Source organism: Pseudomonas sp. GW823-FHT02E01 (assembly GCF_058797535.1).
Genome location: NZ_JBXAJS010000003.1, coordinates 353,212 through 372,068 on the forward strand (window position 1 = coordinate 353,212; position 18,857 = coordinate 372,068).

An 18,857-nucleotide genomic window follows, 5' to 3' on the forward strand; every position below is an offset into this window, starting at 1 on the left:
CGACTTGCTCGCGAAGGGGCCGGTGCTATCGACGCCGGCACCTGGCAATGAATGGCCGTGATTCAGAGATGCACTTCCACCGCCAACGGCAAATGGTCTGAAAGGTGCGTCCACGGCTTGTTTCCCAGTATTTGCGGCTCATGGCTGCTGGCGTTGCGCAGGTAGACGCGGTCCAGGCGCAGCAAGGGAAACCGTGCGGGGTAGGTTTTGGCAGGACGACCCAGGTGGCGTTCGAAGGCTTCGTGCAAGTAATCGTGGCGGGCAAGGGTGGCATTGCCCTGCATCTGCCAGTCGTTGAAGTCGCCGGCAATGATCACCGGCGCATCATCCGGCAGGGACTCGAGGAGCTGACAGAGCAACTGCAATTGCAGCTGACGATGGCTTTCCAGCAGGCTGAGGTGAACGCAGATCGCATGCACTTCGCGATGACCCGGTACGTCCAGCACGCAGTGCAGCAAGCCACGGCGTTCCGGGCCGGTAATGGAAACATCCAGGTTTCGATACTCGCGGATCGGATATTTCGACAGCAGGGCATTGCCATGGTGACCGTCGGGGTAGACGGCATTGCGCCCATAGGCGAAGTCGCTCCACATGCTGTCGGCGAGGAATTCATATTGCGAGGTTTGTGGCCAATCATTGTAGCGGGAGGAGTGGCGGTCGTGCTCGCCGACGACCTCCTGCAGGAACACCAGGTCTGCCGACGTACTGCGCACCGCTTCACGCAATTCAGGAAGGATGAAGCGCCGGTTGAGTGCGGTAAAACCCTTATGGGTGTTGACCGTCAGCACGCGAAGCCGATGAATCGCCGGGGGCGTGTTCAATGGCATTGATTCGGTTACCTGCGGTTTTGAATGACTGGCCACATGCACTCCTCTGACTCAGGGCTGCTTATGTATGCGACTGATGCGATGGCAGGCAGTTCAGTCCAATGGGCTGCGTTTTCAAACCAGCACAATTTCATAAGGCAAACGGATACGCTCCAGCAGCGGCCGGGGCAGCAACGGCGCGAGGCCGATGGCCGGTTCGCCGTCCAGTTGGCTGGCGTAGGCATGGGTGGCGTGACTCTTGCGGGCGACGGTCCAGGTATCGAGGCGCACCTTGCGGGCACGGTGCCAGGGAATCAGCTCCCGGTCCCGTGCCGGCCAGTGCCAGGCCCAGAACGGTACGTCGTTGTAGGTGGCCCCGATATTGGCCGCCGCCCTGGCGCTCGCGCGGCCAACAGTGTCGTGGTCGACATTGCCGTCCTGGCGCCAGGTGCTGAACACCACATCACCTGGGCGCAGGTAGCGCGTGATGAATCGGGCGATCTGATCTTCCTGCTCCGCCAGCGCGTTATCGGTAAACCCGCCACGAATCCACTTCAGGCTGTGCATCGGCAACCCGAGTCGACGTATGGCTTCCACGCTTTCCTGGGGACGAAACACGCTGAGGCGTTTTTCCGACCACTGCTGTGACCCCGGATGGCTGGCGCTGCCGTCGGTGATCGAGATCAATTGCAGCGGGTGGCCCAGGTTACTGAGCAATTGCAGCAGGCCGCCGCAGGTCACGACTTCATCGCCGGGGTGCGGGGCAATGAGCACCGCGCGTGCGCCGATGGGTACCAGGGATTGGGTGTTGATGACCGGAATGCTGTCCAGTTGCGGGGCGCTGTTCCAGATCTGTGAGGGCAGGCTGACTTCGCTCAGGGAAACGGGTTTCATGGTGGATACGTCCTTGTTCTGCGTCGCCTTCAGTCGTGCATGGGACAAGCCCGGCAGACCCTTGAGGGCTGGTGGATAGCGGCGCGACAAGCCAAACCCTGGATTGCCGCAAATCGAGTATTGCTCATGTAACGCTATTCGTCGCGTCGTGAAGTTGTCCGCAATGATATTTCCGCCCTGCGGTGTCACGGCTATGAATTCCTGGCGTCTCTTTTACTCTACTTCCTCATGCTGCAATTCGAACAGCAGCAACGAACGGCCGGTGACCGAGTACTCGTGGCCAAACTCAAAGCGCTCCTGGCCGCGGATCGACGGTTGGTTGGTGTCGATCATGCATGTCCAGAAACCGCCGTCAGGCACTTCAGGCAGCCGGAAATTGACGATGTCGTGATGTGCGTTGACCACCAGCATCAATGTCGCGTCGACGCCTTTGCGGCGAATGCCGGTTTCCTGGGCGCGGCCATCGAGCAGCATGCCCAGGCATCGATTGTGCGCATCGTGCCAATGCTCGGTGGTCATTTCCGTACCGTCCGGCGCCAGCCAGGTCACGTCCTTGACGCCGATGTCCTCGTTGTAATTACCCACCAGGAAACGCCCGCGCCGCAGGACCGGGTAGGTCAGGCGCAACTTGATCAGGCGTTTGACGAACTTGAGCAGGGCCTTGCCGTCGTCGCCGAGGTCCCAGTTGACCCAGCCGGTCTCGCTGTCCTGGCAGTACGCATTGTTGTTGCCGTCCTGGGTGCGGGCGAACTCGTCGCCGGCCACCAGCATCGGCGTGCCTTGGGCCAGCAGCAGGGTGGCGAAGAAATTGCGCATCTGCCGATGGCGCAGCGCGTTGATCTCGGGATCGTCGGTGGGGCCTTCGACGCCGTGGTTCCAGGACAGGTTGTTGTTGCTGCCGTCCTGATTGTTTTCGTCGTTGGCTTCGTTGTGTTTGTCGTTGTACGACACCAGGTCGTTGAGGGTGAAACCGTCGTGGGCGGTGACGAAATTGACCGATGAGTAAGGCCGCCGGCCACGTTGGTTGAACATTTCGCCCGAAGCGGTCAGGCGGTTGGCAAAGTCCGCCAGTTGCCCGTCGTCGCCTTTCCAGAAGGCGCGCACGGTGTCGCGGAACTTGTCGTTCCACTCGACCCAGCCCGGCGGAAAATTGCCGACCTGATAACCGCCGGGGCCGCAGTCCCATGACTCGGCGATCAGTTTGACCTGGCGCAGCACCGGGTCCTGGCGGCAGGCCACCAGGAAACTGTGGCGTTCGTCGAAACCGTCGTGATAGCGCCCAAGGATGGTTGCGAGGTCAAAGCGAAAGCCGTCCACGTGCATTTCCGTGGCCCAGTAGCGCAGGGAGTCGGTGACCATTTGCAGCACGCACGGGTGGCTCAGGTCCAGGGTGTTGCCGGTGCCGGAATCGTTGATATAGAAGCGTTTGTCCTCGGGCATCAGGCGGTAGTAGGACGCATTGTCGATGCCGCGCATGGACAGGGTCGGGCCTTGTTCGTTGCCCTCGGCGGTGTGGTTGTAGACCACGTCGAGGATCACCTCCAGATTGGCTTCGTGCAGGTGCGCGACCATTTCCTTGAATTCGGCAATCTTGCCACTGGCCAGGTACCGCGGGTCGGGGGCGAAGAATGCAATGCTGTTGTAGCCCCAGTAATTGGTCATGCCCTTGTGCAGCAAATGCTGGTCGTTGACGAACGCATGGATCGGCAGCAGCTCCACGGTCGACACACCGAGTTTGCGGATGTGCTCGACCACTTCATCGACCATCAACCCGGCAAAGGTGCCGCGCAGATTCTCGGGGACGGCAGGGTGACGCATGCTGAAGCCGCGCACATGGGTTTCATAGATGATCGTCCTGTCCCACGGCACGCTGACACGATGATCGTGGCCCCAGGTGTGCGCCGGGTCGATGACCTTGCATTTGGGCACGAAGGGCGCGCTGTCCCGCTCATCGAAGCTGAGGTCGGCGTCGGGGTGGCCGATGGTGTAGCCGAACAGCGCTTCGGACCATTTCAACTTGCTCACCAGTTGTTTGGCGTAGGGGTCGATCAGCAGTTTGTTGGGGTTGAAGCGATGGCCGTTGGCCGGGTCGTACGGACCGTAGACGCGATAGCCATAAACCAACCCCGGATGGGCGTCGGGCAGGTAGCCGTGGTAAATCTCGTCGGTGTATTCGGGCAGTTCGATGCGTTCGAGTTCCACTTCGCCAGCGTCGTCGAACAGGCACAGTTCAACCTTGGTGGCGTGGGCGGAAAACAGAGCGAAGTTGACTCCCAGTCCATCCCAGGTGGCGCCCAGCGGAAAGGGCAGGCCTTCGCGGATTCGTGTGGTTTCGACACGAGGGTCTGGCGCGGCGGCTTTCTTCGGACTGGTCATAGGTACTCCTGTAAACGGGGGTTACCAGTAGGAGCGAGCTTGCTCCGGGCGGCGCTCCGACGAAAACGGTGTGTCAGGCAACATCAATGCTGGAAGTGATGGCCTCTTCGCGGGCAAGCCCGCTCCCACAGGTATTGTGAGTTGCCACAGATTGCAGCCACACCTTCAAACACTGTGGGAGCGGCGGTGCGGCGGTCCGACTTGCCCGCGAAGGGGCCTCAAGACATATTCAAACCGCTGGCGGTTTTCGCGCAGCCCGGGGCTTTTTCTCGACGGCCTTTTCCCCCGGCGGGATCACTTTTGAAGCCGCTGCCGGTTTGGCCTTGGTTTTTGGCGCGGCGACCTTGGCATCACCAGCCTTGCCATTGGCCGTTTTGCTGACCGGGGTTTTCGGGGCAGCCTTGGCCGGTTTTTTCGGGGCCAGGGCTTCGGCGTCCGCCAGTTTGCACGCCATCTCCCAGTGGCGGGCTTCCTGGCCTTCGGGTTTTCCTTCGGATTCCCAGATCTGATAGGCAAATTCGCGGATGCGTTTTTCGTCGGTACTCATCGCAATGCTCCTGAACTGAACTCAAGTGTGGGTAGTTTGAATAATGAGATTGACCGGGAAATCCCCCAGCGCGGCGCTGATCAACAGCTCCCTGTGTTTTGTGACTGTGATGCCGGAAAAAAGTCCCTGCAGATGTTCGTCAGGGACGGCGAACGGCAGTCTGACCCGGGTTTCGCCCCACCGCGGCGCGTGGACCTGTGGTTCGGCACCGTTTTCCAGCAGATCGGCACAACGTATCGGCACAATCACAATGGCGCGTTTCCCCTCCCGTTCACGGACAAATCCCAGCACTCGGTGGGCCTCGCTGCCCACCACTTCCAGGGCCTGGTAGGTGCCACGCCGAAACAGCTCGGCATGCTCGGCGCGCAGGCCCAGGGTGCGCGCAATCAAGGTTTGCTTGATGCGTCCGTCACGCCAGTTCTGCAACAAGTCCGGCAGGTCCACCGCTTGCTGCAACGCCTGCTGGCGGCTGGCGTAATCCACGGGACGACGGTTGTCCGGGTCGACCAGGCTGAAGTCCCAGAAATCGTTGCCCTGATACAAATCCGGCACGCCGGGCACGGTCATGCGCAGCAAGGTTTGCGCCAAACCATTGAGTGCGCCGGGGGCGGCAATCGAACGGGCAGCCTTGGCCAGGGCCGTACGCAACAGCTCACCTTCGGGGCTGAGCAACAGGCGCTGGATAAAGTCCTCTGTCGCTTGCTCGTAAGGGTCATTGGGCGCGCTCCAGCTGCTTTGCAGTTTGGCTTCACGCAGGGCCTTGCGTTGCCACTGCCAGATACGTTTTGCATAGTCCTCGAGGGACGGCGGATGATCGATCCCCAACTCCAGCGGCCAACTGCCGAGAATCGTCTGGTACAGAATCATTTCATCGCCCGACGATGGCATTTGATCGTCGATGCGCAAGGGCCGGGCGAGGGCGCGCCACAGGCCGATCTGGTCGACGTACCAGGCGCTGCGCTCGCTCAGTACCGCCAGCCGCGCCCGTGAATCTTCGCCGCGCTTGTGGTCGTGGGTGGCGCTGGCCAGCAGATTGTCCGGGAAGGTGTCGAGGCGCTCGATGCAGGCCTGATGAAAGTCGGCGGCCGGTGCGCTGAACTGTTCGGTGTTGAAGCCAACGTCATTGCGCGAGAGCAGGACGGCCGATCGATAGAGCGCGGTGTCTTCCACCGATTTCGCCGCCGCCGGCGAGGTCAGTTGCTGGAAACGTACGCAGGCGTGCTTCAGACGCTTGCGTTCACGCCCGGCCGGGCGCGAACGCCAGGGTTCACCGCCTAGCCAGCCGGCCAGGCAGTCGAGCACCGGCCAGTCCGCTTCGCCCAGGGTTTGGCGGGCACCGTCCATGGCCTGGCGGAAAAACGCCTCGTCCCGGGCTGAACGGCCAAGGGGGCCTATGTAGGTGCGGTACACCGGGAAATGCACGATCAGCGCCTGCAAGGCCCGGCGAATGGCGCCGAGGGTCAGGTCGCGGGTCATGAGGTTGTCCCGGGCCACTTGCAGCAGGGCCTGGGCGACGCTTTCGAAATCTCCGGCCAGGGAACCACCGAGGACTTGTTGACGGGCCAGTTGTGCTTCCTGGCAGAAGTCGGCGGGCCGCTCGCTGTGACGATGCCAGAGTTCGGCCAGTGTCTGCGCGCCCCGTGGATCCTGTTGCAACAGTGACAACTGGTTCATGAATTCGTAGCCGGTGGTGCCGTCCACCGACCAGTCGCGATGCAGGGTTTCCCCTTCGCCGAGGATTTTTTCCACATAGATGGGCAGGTGGCGGCCCGCTGACAGGCTGTCGACCCGGCGGCGCAGTTTTCGGCAGTAGCCCCGCGGGTCGGCGAGGCCGTCGATGTGGTCGATGCGCAACCCGTCGATCAGCCCTTGAGCCACCAGTTGGAAGATCTTCGCGTGGGTGGCTTCGAACACGGCGGGACGCTCGACGCGCAGTCCGCCCAACTCATTGATATCGAAGAAGCGCCGCCAGTTGATGTCATCGGCGGCGGTGCGCCAGCTGGCAAGGCGATAGCTCTGGCGTTCCAGCAGGTTGTGCAGGCGCTGGAAGCCTTCGCCGGTCAGTGAGACGTAGTTGTTCAGGTGCTGCTCAATGGCTTGGGCAATGGCCGGATCGCTGACCAGATCGCGAAGTTCTGCTTTCAATGGCAGGGCCAGGCTGTGGGCGTCGGTCTGGTAGCTCAGGGTGCTGAAGCGATCGGCCAGGTTTTTAAGTTGTTCGGCCTGTTGCGTATCGAGCGGTGCATCGGTCCTGAGCAGCTCCCCGTAATCGCTGGGGCAAATGGGAAAGCGGTGTTCGTAGTGCTCGACATGGAAGGTGCCGTGCCAGGCATCGAATCGCAGGGGCAGGGTGCCGTCCTGTAACGCGACGCCGTAGTCACTGCCCAGAAACGGCAGGAGCAACTGGCCCTCCATCAACGGGTCGGATGAGTGCCACTGGATGTCGAAAAACTCTCCGTAAGGACTCAGGCGTCCCCACTCCAGCAAATCCAGCCACCAGGGATTATCGTTGCCGCCGACCGCCATGTGGTTGGAGACAACGTCGAGGATCAACCCCATGTTGTGCCCATGCAGAGCACTGACCAGGCTGTTCAGCGCCGCCTCACCGCCCAGTTCCGGATTGACCCTGGTCGGATCCACCACGTCGTAGCCATGCATCGACCCGGCGCGGGCGCGCAATAGCGGGGAGGCGTAGACATGGCTGATGCCGAGGCGGGCGAAATACGGCACCAGTGGCACCGCATCTTCGAGCGTGAAGCCTTTGTGAAATTGCAGGCGCAAGGTGGCGCGCAGTGGTCGGGTCGGCACCTGGGTCATCGATCACGCTCGGCCGCCTGGAGCCGCGCGCAGGCGAGCAATTCCAGGCGTCGTGCGGCATCCGCTCCGTCGAGCAAGGCTTCGCTGTATCCGGGCAAGCGCCGCGACCAGTTGGGGTGGGTGTCGGTGGTGCCGGGCAGGTTGGCTTGCTGTTCGACGCCAAGGGCATCTTCCAGGGGCAGCAGCACCAAGGGTGCCCGGGTATGACCGAGGAAGCGCACGCTGGCATCGAGCACCTGGTCGGTTTCGTGGGACTCTTCGCGAAAGTTCTGCGGGTCCTGGCTCAACGCCCGGCGCAGGCCTTCGCGCTCGCGTTCGCGGTGCTGGCGCCATTCGATTTCACCGCTGGCATCGACCATGCCGAGCCGGGCATTCCAGTCGATATCGCGACCATGCCACCAGCCGTTGAGGGTCGGCAGGTCATGGGTGCTGGTGGTGGCCAGGGCGTTGTCCGGCCAGTCGAGGATCGGTTTGAAGTGCGTGTTGTCCTGTTCGAACAGCAATACCCGCATGCCCAGCATTGAACGGGCGATGAGTTTTTCCCGCAGGCCGTCCGGCACGGTGCCGAGGTCTTCGCCGAGGACGATGGCCTGGTGACGATGGGATTCCAGGGTCAGCAAACGCAGCAGATCGTCCACCGGGTAGTACAGGTAAGCGCCGTCGGCCGGCGGCGATCCGTTGGGGATGACCCACAAACGCTGCAAGCCCATGACGTGATCGATGCGCAAGCCGCCGCAGTGGGCGAAGTTGGCCCGCAACATTTCGATGAAGGCCTGGAAACCATTGCGCACCAGGCCTTCAGGGGAGAACGCGGAAATCCCCCAGCCCTGGCCGGTGCGGTTGAGAATATCCGGTGGCGCGCCGACGGTGAGGGACGCGAGCAGTTCGTCCTGGCGGCTCCAGGCCTGGCTCCCGCCGCCATCGGCGCCAACGGCCAGGTCGGCGATCAGGCCGATACTCATGCCGCTGGCGCGGGCGGCGGTTTGCGCGCGCTCCAGGCAGCGCGTGATCAGCCACTGGCAGAAGGCGAAGAAGCCGATGCGCCCGGCATTCTCTTCGGCGAATGCCGCCAGTTCGGCGCTGCGCGGGTTGCGCCAGGGTTCGGGCCACTGCCGCCAGTCGAGGTGTTCACCCCGGGCGGCGCGTGCCTCCTGGATGGCTTCGAAGCGGCAGTGGTTTTCCAGCGCTTCGCCAGCGGCGTGACGAAAGCTGCTGAAGTCTTCGTGCAAGGGGTGTTCACCCTGGACGAAACCTTCGTACAGCGACTGCAACAGCCGATGCTTGGCTTCGGCGGCGGCCGGCCAGTCAATCAGCGGACGCTCTTCCAGCGCCTTGAGTTCAATGGCCAGCCCGGTTGCATCGATGGCGGTACGCAGCGCGCGTTCGCCGAGAATGGTGCCGGGGGCGCAGTAAAGGCTGTTGAGAAACAAACGGCTGGACGGTGAATACGGGCTGTAGCGTTGGGTGTCACTGGAAAACATCGCATGCAGCGGGCTGATCGCCAGCGCCTCGGCACCACGCTCGCCGGCTACCCGGGCGAGGTCCTCCAGCGCCTGGGTGTCACCAAACCCGCCGTCGCCGGGGCGGCGCAGTCCATACAACTGCACGCTCAGGCCCCAGGCTCGGGGGATCGGGTTGTCCACGGCATCGGCCACGCTGTAGCAACGGGCCGGGGCCACGGCGAGAGTGAAGTTTTGTCCGTCCATACTGATCTGTTGATAGCCGACCGGTACCAGCCCCGGCAGCACCGCGTTGGCGTCCAGTTTCAGGTTGAGCCGCGAACCGTCCTCCAGGTGGATTTCGCAAGGGGTCCCGGGCTCGAAAAAACGCGCCAGGTCCAGGCCCATCCCCGCATCGGCGGTGATCAATGGCGGCAAGTGATGGGTCTGTTGCGCCTCTTGCAGTTCCAGCAGGCTGGCGTCGATTTCCTGGGCACTGCCGGCCGGGTGGCCCAGGCCGGCCAGCACGTTGCGCAACACGGACGGCGCGACTTTTTGCGGGCGGCCGTTGGCGTCGATCCAGTCGACGGCGAGGCCGGCACGGCTGGCCAGGATTTCCAGTTGCGCATCACTCATGGACGCTCTCCAAACGAGGTAGCAAAGGGGACTGCGGCGGCGAGGCTGACGAGCGCGCAATACGGGGCAAGAGTGTTTGTAGCCGGCAGGTCGGGGTTCTGTGGCGGGTATTCGAACAAGCGCATGGCATCGGTATGTGAGGTATGGACTACAGGCCTGGCGCTGAGGTTCAGGTCAATGCGCAGCTGGCTGCCATCGCCCAAGCGCCAGGATGCACTGACCGCGCCTTCGCCCAGCACATCGGTTCCCAGTGCCTGGGCGCCCGGCAGGCGCGGGATGATGTGCCGGTGACGGATCTGCAACAGGCGGCAATACAGGTCGTGCATCTCGCAATGGCCGGTCGATGGCAGGACCGGGCGGGACGCTGCAAACGTCTGCGGATCATTCGGGTCCGGAATGTGTTCGCGCAGGATCGGGTCGGCAAAGGCGCTGAGCGCCGCGAACTCGCTGCGCCGGCCGTCGCGAACCTGCTTGGCCAATTCACCATGATGGCTGGTGAAAAACAGGAAGGGTTGCTCGACCGCAAATTCGTCGCCCATGAACAGCAGCGGAATCATCGGCGATAACAGCAGCAGCACCGTGGCGGCCCGCAACGCTTGCGGGTGGGCGAGTTGATGCAGGCGCTCGCCGAAGGCCCGGTTGCCGATCTGGTCATGGTTCTGCAAAAACAGAATGAATGCACTGGGCGGCAGATGCCCGCTGGGTTCACCCCGCGCCACACCATGGCGGTTGAGATGGCCCTGGAACACGAAACCCTGGCTCAGGCAGCGCGCCAGTTGCTCGGTGGGGTTTTGCGCGTAATCGGCGTAATAGGCGTCGGTTTCCCCGGTCAGCAACACATGCAGGGCGTTGTGGCCGTCATCGTTCCACTGCGCGTCGTAACCCTGTTCGAGCAGGCTGGCCTGGTTGTGTTCGTTCTCCACCATCAGCCACACATGCCGCGTCGGGCCCGTCTGCTGGCGCACCCGTCGTGCCAGTTCCTGGAGGAAATCCGGGTCTTCGATGGCGTGCACCGCGTCCAGGCGCAAACCGTCGAAACGGTATTCCAGCAGCCACATCAAGGCGTTTTCGATGAAGAAGTCCCGGACTTCGCGACGGCGCAAGTCGATGGCCGCGCCCCACGGCGTGTGTTTGTCTTCGCGAAAAAAGCCCTTGGCATAACGATGCAGGTAATTGCCATCCGGGCCGAAGTGGTTGTAGACCACGTCGAGAATCACCGCCAGGCCGTGGCCGTGGGCGGTGTCGATCAAGTGCTTGAGTTGCTCGGGGGAGCCGTAGGACGCTTGGGGCGCGTAGGGCAGGACGCCGTCATAACCCCAATTGCGCTCACCGGGAAACTGCGCGACGGGCATCAGTTCGATCGCGGTGACACCCAGTTCGACCAGCCGCGCCAAATGCTGCTCGACGGCGCTGAAGCCGCCGAGCGCACCGACATGCAGTTCGTAGATCACCGCTTCGTTCCATGGCCGTCCCAGCCAGGCACTGTGTTGCCAGGCATAGACCAGCGGATCGACCACCACACTGTGCCGGTCGATATCGCCGGCCTGAGCGCGGGAGGCCGGGTCGGGCACTTCCAGTTCGCCGTCGATGCTGTAGCGGTAACGCGTGCCCGCCGCGCATCGGATGTTGCTCACGAACCAGCCGTCGGCCTGGGGCAGCAACGGCAAGGACTGTCCATTTTCCAGTTCGACACTGACGTAGAACGCATCTGGCGCCCACAACGCGAATCGCGTGTGCTCTGCGTCCAGCATGATTGCGCCGTGGGGCCAGGTCTCAAGGGTCCGTAACGGCATCTTGAAAGCCTCTTACTGTTTGTGCGATTTCCCCAATGCCTTAGCCACAAGCTGTTCGTAGAGCTCGGCGTAGGGTTCGACCGCCTTGCACCAGTTGAACGGCGCCGCCATGGCCCGGCAGCGCATGGCGTGCAGCAGGTCGGGAAAGGCGAACACCTTGAACGCGCGGCTCAGGGCTTCCTGGTAGCTCTGCACCGTGGATTCATCGAACAGGAAACCGGTCACGCCGTTTTCGATGGTGTCGGCCAGGCCACCGGTGTTGCGCGCCACCGGCAACGAACCGAAGCGCTGGGCGTACATCTGGCTCAGGCCGCATGGCTCGTAACGCGAAGGCATCAGCAGGAAGTCGCTGCCGGCGAACATGCGCCGGGCGTCGGTTTCGTTGAAGCCGATGCGTACGCCGATCTGCCCGGGGAAACGCAGGGCAAGCTGGCGCATCGACTGTTCTTCTTCCGGTTCGCCACGGCCGATGATCGCGATCTGGCCGCCGGATTTGACGATGTACTCGGACACCGCTTCGGTCAGGTCCAGGCCTTTCTGGTAGACCAGACGCGAAACCACGGCGAACAGCGGCCCTTGGGAATCTTCCAGACCGAACAGCTCGCGGACATGGGCGGCGTTCACGGCCTTGCCATCCCAGTCGCCGATGCTGAACGGGCAGAACAGGTGCGGATCGGTCGCCGCATCCCAGCTTTCATCGATGCCGTTGGGAATGCCGCTGAGCAGGCCTTGCTGGGTCTTGGCGGCGAGGAAACCGTCCAGGCCGCAGCCGAAATCCGGGGTGGTGATTTCCTGGGCGTAGGTCGCGCTGACGGTGGTGATGTGGCTCGAATAGGCCATGCCGGCCTTCAGGAACGACATCTTGCCGTAGAACTCCATGCCTTCCTGTTGCAGCGCGTGATGGGGTATGCCCAGTTCGGGGCACGAGCCCAGGCTGGTCACGCCTTGATAGGCCAGGTTGTGAATGGTGAACAGCGTCGGCGTGCGCTGCCCACGCCAGTGCATGTAGGCCGGGGCCAGGCCGGCCGGCCAGTCGTGGGCGTGCACCAGATCCGGGCACCAATGGATCTGCGCGAGGTTGGCGGCAATATCGGCCGCCGCCAGGCCCAGGCGGGCGAAACGGATATGGTTGTCCGGCCAGTCGCGGCCGTTGTTGGCGCCGTAGGGCGAACCTTCGCGCTCGTAGAGTTCGGGGCAAATCAGTACGTAAATGACCAGACCGTCGGGCATGTCCATGCGCCCGATCTTGCACGGTGGCAGCGCAGCATGACCGCCAAGCTCGCCAATGATATGGATCGGATTTTCGCTGTTCAGCACCTGCGGGTAACCCGGGATCAGTACCCGCACATCGTGCAGATGGGCCATGGCCCGTGGCAGCGCTGCAGAAACGTCGCCCAGGCCACCGGTCTTCACCAGGTCGGCAATTTCCGAGGTGACGAACAACACTTTTTTACGGTTGGGATTCTGGTTGGCTGCCGGAGTCAGCGTCCTGGTGCCAGGAACGCCGACGGGTTGGGTGTTTGCGGCAGTTACGGCGCTCGATTCGCCGACCTGATGAGCACGCTCTCCCTGTATTTCCAAAGCCGTACTGATCATATGAATCTCCCGTGTTGTTGATCTAATTCTTAGGTCTGGCAAACGGTGTTTCATGGCCAATTGCTGTGGCCGGGCGCAATCGCGCTACGCATCAGTGAGCAAGCGCTGCCCAATGCGTCGAAGCAAAAGGGGTGAATGAGCCATTGCAAGGATTGCACCAGTCGCAACGCACCTTCTTGTCAGAGGACCGATCGGGATTGGAAAAAGTTTCGACTATTTTTCCACTTTGTGACCGACCGGTTTCGCCTCAAGAAAATGAGTCTAGGCCAGAACTTAGAGCGGTAAAGGCCAGATGGCAAAATTGTTCGACAATCGGTTTGTAGCGGTACGAACGTGCCTGATAGAGGTGCAAACGCCCCGACGAAGTGCAGGTTTTTTTGCGTTTTGGCATCAAAAAGTCACTGGGCAGTCACATAAATGTGCGACGTGATTTATCAGGAGCGCACTGTTCTGGTGCGCCGGTTTGAGTCCCGCATTTGGCCGAACCGCTGCCTTACTGCCCACCTTGATGCCTTGTTATAGTTCGGGCCTCATTTTTGCCCGCAAAAGGATCATTGGCATGTCTCAATACAGCGCGTTCAACGTCGAGCTGGTCGATAAAATCGCCCACGTACAGATCAACCGACCGGAGAAGATCAACTCGATGAACGCGGCGTTCTGGAGCGAGATCGTCGAGATCTTCCAGTGGATCGACGACACCGATGAAGTGCGCGTGGTGGTTCTCAGCGGGGCAGGCAAGCATTTCTCCTCGGGGATCGACCTGATGATGCTGGCCGGTGTGGCCAATGAGCTGGGCAAGGACGTCGGACGCAATGCGCGCCTGTTGCGGCGCAAGATCCTCACCCTGCAAGCGTCCTTCAATGCAGTCGATAACTGCCGCAAACCGGTGCTTGCGGCCATTCAGGGTTACTGCCTGGGGGGCGCCATCGACCTGATTGCCGCGTGCGACATGCGATATGCCGCCGAGGACGCACAGTTTTCGATCAAGGAAATCGACATCGGCATGGCCGCCGACGTTGGCACGCTGCAACGCTTGCCGCGGATCATCGGTGACGGCATGCTGCGCGAACTGGCTTACACTGGTCGCACCTTCGGCGCCGACGAAGCGCGAGGCATGGGCTTGGTCAATCGCGTCTACAGCGACAACGCCAGCCTGCTCGACGGCGTCATGGGCATTGCCTACGCAATCGCCAGCAAGTCGCCGATCGCCGTCACCGGCACCAAGGAAATGATCAGCTACATGCGCGACCATCGCATCGATGACGGCCTCGAATACATCGCCACCTGGAACGCCGCCATGCTGCAATCCACCGATCTGCGCGTGGCCATGGCCGCCCATATGAGCAAACAGAAACCCGAATTTCTGGATTGATTAACCATGATTCCTCGCTGGACCACCGCAGTACTGGACACCGATCAACCCGGCGGCTGGGCCATCGCGCGCAGCCCCGAAGGCTTTCTGTTCGATGACAACGGCGCACTGTTCGCTCGCGAATGGCTCAAGCGCCAGGACCTGTCGATTCTTGCCGAGCATGGCATCGGTCATCTCGATGGCGAGCCGGTCTATCTGCTGGAGTTGCGCAGTCACAGCGAAGTGTCGGGTTGCAACTGGAAAGGCCTGCGGGCGTTCATGCTCGAAGGCGATCACACGCTCTACAAGGTGCTCGGTTACGCCGCACAGATCGGCACCTGGGCCCGTGAACACCGCTATTGCGGTAACTGCGGTCAGGCCATGACCCAGGTGCCACGCGAACGGGCGATGTACTGTCAGCCGTGCGATCTGCGCAGCTACCCACGGATTTCGCCGAGCATGATCGTACTGGTGACCCGAGGCGATGAAGTGCTGTTGGCGCGCTCACCGCGTTTTGTCAGCGGTGTCTACAGCACCCTGGCCGGGTTTGCCGAGCCGGGCGAATCGGCCGAGGACTGCCTGATTCGCGAAGTTCGCGAAGAGGTGAGCATCGAGGTCAGGAACATCCAGTACATGGGCAGCCAGTGCTGGCCGTTCCCGCACTCGATGATGCTCGGCTTTCACGCCGAATATGCCGGTGGCGAGATCGTCTGTCAGGAAGACGAGATCGAGGACGCCCAGTGGTTCAACGTGCACGAGCTGCCGCCGTTACCGGCGTCACGCTCGATTGCCCGTTACCTGATCGACGTCTACGTGGCGCGGCGCTTAGGCCACGCTGAACCAGTGCTGCCAGGCTAGGCGCACGGTCAGGCCCAGCACCACGGTGATGAACACCGGACGAATGAATTTCGCGCCGCCGCTGATGGCGGTGCGGGCGCCGAAGAAGGCGCCGACCATCAACGACAAGCCCATGCACAGGCCGATGATCCAGTCCACCTGACCGGAAAAGATGAAGATCGACAGCGCCGCCGCGTTGCTGACGAAGTTCATGCTGCGTGCCACACCGCTGGCTTTCACCAGATCGATGGGGTAGAGCAGCAGGCTGCTCACGGTCCAGAACGCGCCCGTGCCGGGACCCGCCACACCGTCATAGAAGCCGAGGCTGAAGCCTTGGGTCGACTGCCACTTTTTCTTGATCGGTGCCTCGCTGTCCAGTGGCGCTTTTGGCGTGCCGCCAAACAATAGATAGACACCGCAAGCGAAGACGATCACCGGCAGCATCTTGTTCAGCCATTCCGCCGGCAGGTAATGCGCGACCACGGCACCGGTCAGCGCACCGACCAGGGTGCCGACGATGGCATGAATCCATTGCGCGGGGTGGAACAGCTTGCGGCGGTAGAAGGTGAAGCTGGCGATGGCCGAGCCGAAGGTCGAGCTGAGTTTGTTGGTGCCCAGCACCAGATGCGGCGGCAGGCCGGCGGTCAACAAGGCCGGGGTGGTCAACAGCCCACCGCCACCGGCAATGGCGTCGATGAAACCGGCAACAAAAGCGACAATGGCCAGGATGGCCAGGGTGGAGAGGTCAACGCTGAGTTCGAAAGGCATGGGATCGGCTTATTCGGCGGGTGCAGAAAGAGGCTGCGGGGAAGGGCAGCATCTTACTCATCTGTACAACACAAAACCAATGTGGGAGCGAGCTTGCTCGCGATGGCGGTGTGACAGGCAACAGATCTGTTGAATGTACAACCGCTATCGCGAGCAAGCTCGCTCCCACAGGGTTTAGCGTGAAGCTGAATTACAAGCCCAGATCCGACAAACTCGGATGATCGTCAGGTCGACGCCCCAGCGGCCAGTGGAACTTGCGCTCGCTTTCCTTGATCGGCATGTCGTTGATGCAGGCGAAGCGGCGGGCCATCAGGCCGTCCTCGTTGAACTCCCAGTTTTCGTTGCCGTAGGAGCGGAACCAGTTGCCCGAGTCGTCATGCCATTCATAGGCATAACGCACGGCAATTCGGTTGTCGGTGAACGCCCACAGCTCCTTGATCAACCGATAATCAAGCTCCTTGGCCCACTTGCGGGTCAGGAAGCCTTTGGCTTCTTCGCGGTTGTAGGCGAACTCGGCGCGATTGCGCCACTTAGTGTCCAGGGTATAGGCCAGGGACACCCGCTCCGGGTCCCGGGAGTTCCAGCCGTCTTCGGCCAGGCGAACTTTTTCAATGGCCGATTCACGGGTGAAAGGGGGTAATGGCGGACGAACTTCGGCATTAGACATTTAAAGTCTCCGTATCAAGTTAAAGTTAAAACAACAGTCGAGCTTGATCAGGTTGCTACAGGTCCAATAACTTTCGCGCCATGCATTGCGCATTATCGGCGGCACTGTGATCACCCATGACAAGCGCCACGGTAATGGCACCGTCGATCAGGATCAGCAGCTGTTTGGCCAGCAACTGCGGATCCTCGGCGCCATGTTCGGTACACAGCTCGCACACGTAGTCGAGCAGCTTCTGTTTATGTTCTTTGGCGACTAGGCGCACCGGGTCTTGCGGGTCGCCGGTTTCGCCACTGGTGTTGATGAACGCGCAGCCGCGGAAACCGTCGGAGGCGAACCACGATTTGAGTACGGTAAACAGGTTGAGCAGTCGCTCGGCCGGGGTTTGTGCCTGGCCGACTGCGCCTCTGTACCAGTGCATCCAGCGCTGGTCCCGGCGTTGCAGGGCGGCCACCACCAGTTCGTCCTTGTTGGCGAAGTAGCGGTAGATACTTTTTCTGGAGACGCCGGCGGTTTTCACCAGAAGATCCATGCCAGTGGCGGCTATGCCACTTTTGTAGATCAACTTTTCGGTGACATCCAGAATGATGTCGCGTGTGTCGTTGCTAGTGATTTCGTTCATGCTGCAAACAGTAGAACGATCGTTCTCCTTGGTCAATCGGTTTTTTGTGGCGTTTGACAAATGGTCTTCGCGGGCAAGCCCGCTCCCACACTTTGACGCGCGCTTTTCCGTGGGAGCGAGCTTGCTCGCGATGGCGTCATTACAGACAGTAACAAGACCCGAACCCATCGATGGTGTAAGCTCTCTGGTTCTTCGGATTCGACCCATTGCGAGCCCTATGCCGTCGCTTTTCAAACGCTCCCTGCTGCCCAAGTTGCGCAGTTTTCCGCTGACGGCCGATGCCGTTGGCGTCCTTTGCGGCGCTGCCGAATTCCGTCGTTGCCTGCTGGAGAAAATCGCCAGTGCGACCCGGCGCATCTACATCGTTGCGCTGTACCTGCAACAGGATGAAGCCGGCCAGGAAATTCTCGATGCCTTGCACGCCGCCAAACTGGCGCGTCCGGAACTGGACGTGGTGGTGGTTGTCGACTGGCTGCGCGCCCAGCGCGGCCTGATCGGTGCCGGCAAGCAACCGGGCAACTCCGCCTGGTATCAGGAAATGACCCGCACCCATGCCAGCGAAGTGCCGATCTACGGAGTCCCGGTACAAACCCGCGAACTGTTCGGTGTGTTGCACCTTAAAGGCTTCGTGATCGATGACTGCGTGATCTACAGCGGTGCGAGCCTGAACAACGTGTATCTGCACAAGTTCGACAAGTACCGCTACGACCGCTATCACCTGCTGCACAATCGTGAACTGGCCGATTCGATGCAGCACCTGGTGCAGCACGGCCTGGTGGCTTCCAAAGCGGTGCACCGCCTCGACCTGCCAAACCTGCCGACCACCCGCAGCCTGCGCAATGACATCGGTGACCTGCGCAGTCGCCTCAAGCACGCGGCGTACGACACCACGCAGGGCACCACCGACAGGACCGGTTTGTCCGTCAGCCCGCTGCTCGGCGTCGGCAAGAACAATCCGCTCAACCGGGTGATCTGCGAACTGATCGCCAGCGCCCAGCAGCAACTGACCATTTGCACACCGTACTTCAACTTGCCGCTGGCGATCATCCGCGAGATCAACCGCGCGCTGGCCCGCGGGGTGAGGATCGACATTGTGGTCGGCGACAAGACGGCCAACGACTTCTACATTCCGCCGAGCGAACCGTTCCGGGTCATTTCGGCGCTGCCGTACCTGTACGAAATCAGCTTGCGCCGGTTTGCCAAGCGTCATCAGCGCAACATCGACAGCGGGCAGTTGAACCTGCACCTGTGGCGTGACGGTGACAACACCTACCACCTCAAGGGCATGTGGATCGACCGGCGCTATACCTTGCTGACCGGTAACAACCTCAACCCGCGAGCGTTTCGACTCGATCTGGAAAACGCCTTGTTGCTCGATGATCCCCATGGCGAACTGCTGGAACCGCGTGGCAAAGAGCTGGCGGAGATCTTCCAGCACACCCGGCGAATCGAGCACTTCCAGAACCTGGAAACCCTGGCCGAATACCCGGCGGGCGTGGCCAAGTTCCTCAAGCGCGTGAGTCGTGTGCGGATCGAACGGTTGCTCTACCGCATTCTGTGAATTCAGAAAAGCCATCGCGAGCAAGCTCGCTCCCACAGGAATCCGGGTGTTCACAGCATTTGTGAACAACGCAGATCCAGTGTGGGAGCGAGCTTGCTCGCGATAGCGGTGGATCAATCAACAGGGATACTGTTTCAGCTAATATGCCCC

14 protein-coding genes are annotated in these 18,857 nt (G+C 61.5%); 3 read left to right on the plus strand and 11 right to left on the minus strand.

Translation table 11 applies throughout. The annotated features are described in order from the left end of the window. Nucleotides 1–62: 62 nt before the first annotated feature. The 8 genes from AC1RDQ_RS08870 to glgA all read right to left on the minus strand — a co-directional run bounded on the left by AC1RDQ_RS08870 (nt 63) and on the right by glgA (nt 12,904). Nucleotides 63–827: an endonuclease/exonuclease/phosphatase family protein gene (locus AC1RDQ_RS08870; protein WP_090455067.1), complete on the minus strand. Its 765-nt coding sequence runs from the start codon at nt 825–827 to the stop codon at nt 63–65. 114 nt (nt 828–941) lie between these two features. After that, nucleotides 942–1,700: a PIG-L deacetylase family protein gene (locus AC1RDQ_RS08875; RefSeq protein WP_492587147.1), complete on the minus strand. Its 759-nt coding sequence runs from the start codon at nt 1,698–1,700 to the stop codon at nt 942–944. Between the two features lie 213 nt (nt 1,701–1,913). After that, complete coding sequence (gene glgX / locus AC1RDQ_RS08880; protein ID WP_492586971.1) at nt 1,914–4,076, minus strand: glycogen debranching protein GlgX; 2,163 nt, start codon at nt 4,074–4,076, stop codon at nt 1,914–1,916. Between the two features lie 229 nt (nt 4,077–4,305). Continuing rightward, nucleotides 4,306–4,623, minus strand: a complete 318-nt coding sequence (locus AC1RDQ_RS08885) for a DUF2934 domain-containing protein (protein WP_223502216.1) — start codon at nt 4,621–4,623, stop codon at nt 4,306–4,308. Between the two features lie 21 nt (nt 4,624–4,644). Next, nucleotides 4,645–7,440 carry a malto-oligosyltrehalose synthase gene (locus AC1RDQ_RS08890; RefSeq protein WP_492586972.1) on the minus strand — a complete coding sequence of 932 codons (2,796 nt, stop codon included), beginning with the start codon at nt 7,438–7,440 and terminating at the stop codon, nt 4,645–4,647. Beyond that, nucleotides 7,437–9,515, minus strand: a complete 2,079-nt coding sequence (gene malQ / locus AC1RDQ_RS08895; protein ID WP_492586974.1) for a 4-alpha-glucanotransferase — start codon at nt 9,513–9,515, stop codon at nt 7,437–7,439. The genes AC1RDQ_RS08890 and malQ overlap by 4 nt, the downstream gene beginning before the upstream one ends. Beyond that, nucleotides 9,512–11,308, minus strand: a complete 1,797-nt coding sequence (gene treZ / locus AC1RDQ_RS08900) for a malto-oligosyltrehalose trehalohydrolase (protein WP_492586976.1) — start codon at nt 11,306–11,308, stop codon at nt 9,512–9,514. The genes malQ and treZ overlap by 4 nt, the downstream gene beginning before the upstream one ends. Nucleotides 11,309–11,320: 12 nt before the next feature. Beyond that, nucleotides 11,321–12,904, minus strand: coding sequence for a glycogen synthase GlgA (gene glgA, locus AC1RDQ_RS08905; protein ID WP_218495976.1), 1,584 nt, complete (start codon nt 12,902–12,904; stop codon nt 11,321–11,323). A 559-nt stretch (nt 12,905–13,463) separates the two neighbouring features. On the opposite strand from glgA, the gene AC1RDQ_RS08910 reads away from it, so the two are divergent. After that, nucleotides 13,464–14,276 (plus strand): crotonase/enoyl-CoA hydratase family protein, encoded by an 813-nt coding sequence (locus AC1RDQ_RS08910; RefSeq protein WP_057714952.1) that lies wholly within the window; start codon nt 13,464–13,466, stop codon nt 14,274–14,276. A gap of 6 nt (nt 14,277–14,282) precedes the next feature. Continuing rightward, entirely contained in the window at nt 14,283–15,113 is an 831-nt protein-coding gene (nudC, locus tag AC1RDQ_RS08915) for an NAD(+) diphosphatase (RefSeq protein WP_057714951.1), read from the plus strand. Here nudC and AC1RDQ_RS08920 read toward each other — a convergent pair. The 3 genes from AC1RDQ_RS08920 to AC1RDQ_RS08930 form a co-directional block, all read right to left on the minus strand. Continuing rightward, nucleotides 15,081–15,860, minus strand: coding sequence for a TSUP family transporter (locus AC1RDQ_RS08920; RefSeq protein ID WP_492586977.1), 780 nt, complete (start codon nt 15,858–15,860; stop codon nt 15,081–15,083). The two genes, nudC and AC1RDQ_RS08920, sit on opposite strands and share 33 nt — an antisense overlap. Before the next feature lie 190 nt (nt 15,861–16,050). Then, a complete protein-coding gene (locus AC1RDQ_RS08925) occupies nt 16,051–16,527 on the minus strand; it encodes a nuclear transport factor 2 family protein (protein ID WP_020799197.1) in 477 nt (158 codons plus the stop codon). A gap of 55 nt (nt 16,528–16,582) precedes the next feature. Continuing rightward, nucleotides 16,583–17,146 (minus strand): TetR/AcrR family transcriptional regulator, encoded by a 564-nt coding sequence (locus tag AC1RDQ_RS08930; protein WP_057714949.1) that lies wholly within the window; start codon nt 17,144–17,146, stop codon nt 16,583–16,585. A gap of 217 nt (nt 17,147–17,363) precedes the next feature. Here AC1RDQ_RS08930 and pssA point away from each other — a divergent pair, with 217 nt between their 5' ends. Beyond that, on the plus strand, nt 17,364–18,707 hold the full coding sequence (gene pssA / locus AC1RDQ_RS08935) for a CDP-diacylglycerol--serine O-phosphatidyltransferase (RefSeq protein ID WP_492586979.1): 1,344 nt from the start codon (nt 17,364–17,366) through the stop codon (nt 18,705–18,707). The last annotated feature ends 150 nt before the right edge of the window (nt 18,708–18,857 follow it).

What these genes read in the sequence shown, in the direction of transcription:
- AC1RDQ_RS08890 (WP_492586972.1), bottom strand. Translation starts at nt 7,440, where the DNA reads ATGACCCAGGTGCCGACCCGACCACTGCGCGCCACCTTGCGCCTGCAA.
- AC1RDQ_RS08930 (WP_057714949.1), bottom strand. Translation starts at nt 17,146, where the DNA reads ATGAACGAAATCACTAGCAACGACACACGCGACATCATTCTGGATGTC.
- AC1RDQ_RS08885 (WP_223502216.1), bottom strand. Translation starts at nt 4,623, where the DNA reads ATGAGTACCGACGAAAAACGCATCCGCGAATTTGCCTATCAGATCTGG.
- AC1RDQ_RS08870 (WP_090455067.1), bottom strand. Translation starts at nt 827, where the DNA reads ATGCCATTGAACACGCCCCCGGCGATTCATCGGCTTCGCGTGCTGACG.
- malQ (WP_492586974.1), bottom strand. Translation starts at nt 9,515, where the DNA reads ATGAGTGATGCGCAACTGGAAATCCTGGCCAGCCGTGCCGGCCTCGCC.
- AC1RDQ_RS08920 (WP_492586977.1), bottom strand. Translation starts at nt 15,860, where the DNA reads ATGCCTTTCGAACTCAGCGTTGACCTCTCCACCCTGGCCATCCTGGCC.
- glgX (WP_492586971.1), bottom strand. Translation starts at nt 4,076, where the DNA reads ATGACCAGTCCGAAGAAAGCCGCCGCGCCAGACCCTCGTGTCGAAACC.
- AC1RDQ_RS08875 (WP_492587147.1), bottom strand. Translation starts at nt 1,700, where the DNA reads ATGAAACCCGTTTCCCTGAGCGAAGTCAGCCTGCCCTCACAGATCTGG.
- pssA (WP_492586979.1), top strand. Translation starts at nt 17,364, where the DNA reads ATGCCGTCGCTTTTCAAACGCTCCCTGCTGCCCAAGTTGCGCAGTTTT.
- nudC (WP_057714951.1), top strand. Translation starts at nt 14,283, where the DNA reads ATGATTCCTCGCTGGACCACCGCAGTACTGGACACCGATCAACCCGGC.
- AC1RDQ_RS08910 (WP_057714952.1), top strand. Translation starts at nt 13,464, where the DNA reads ATGTCTCAATACAGCGCGTTCAACGTCGAGCTGGTCGATAAAATCGCC.
- treZ (WP_492586976.1), bottom strand. Translation starts at nt 11,308, where the DNA reads ATGCCGTTACGGACCCTTGAGACCTGGCCCCACGGCGCAATCATGCTG.
- AC1RDQ_RS08925 (WP_020799197.1), bottom strand. Translation starts at nt 16,527, where the DNA reads ATGTCTAATGCCGAAGTTCGTCCGCCATTACCCCCTTTCACCCGTGAA.
- glgA (WP_218495976.1), bottom strand. Translation starts at nt 12,904, where the DNA reads ATGATCAGTACGGCTTTGGAAATACAGGGAGAGCGTGCTCATCAGGTC.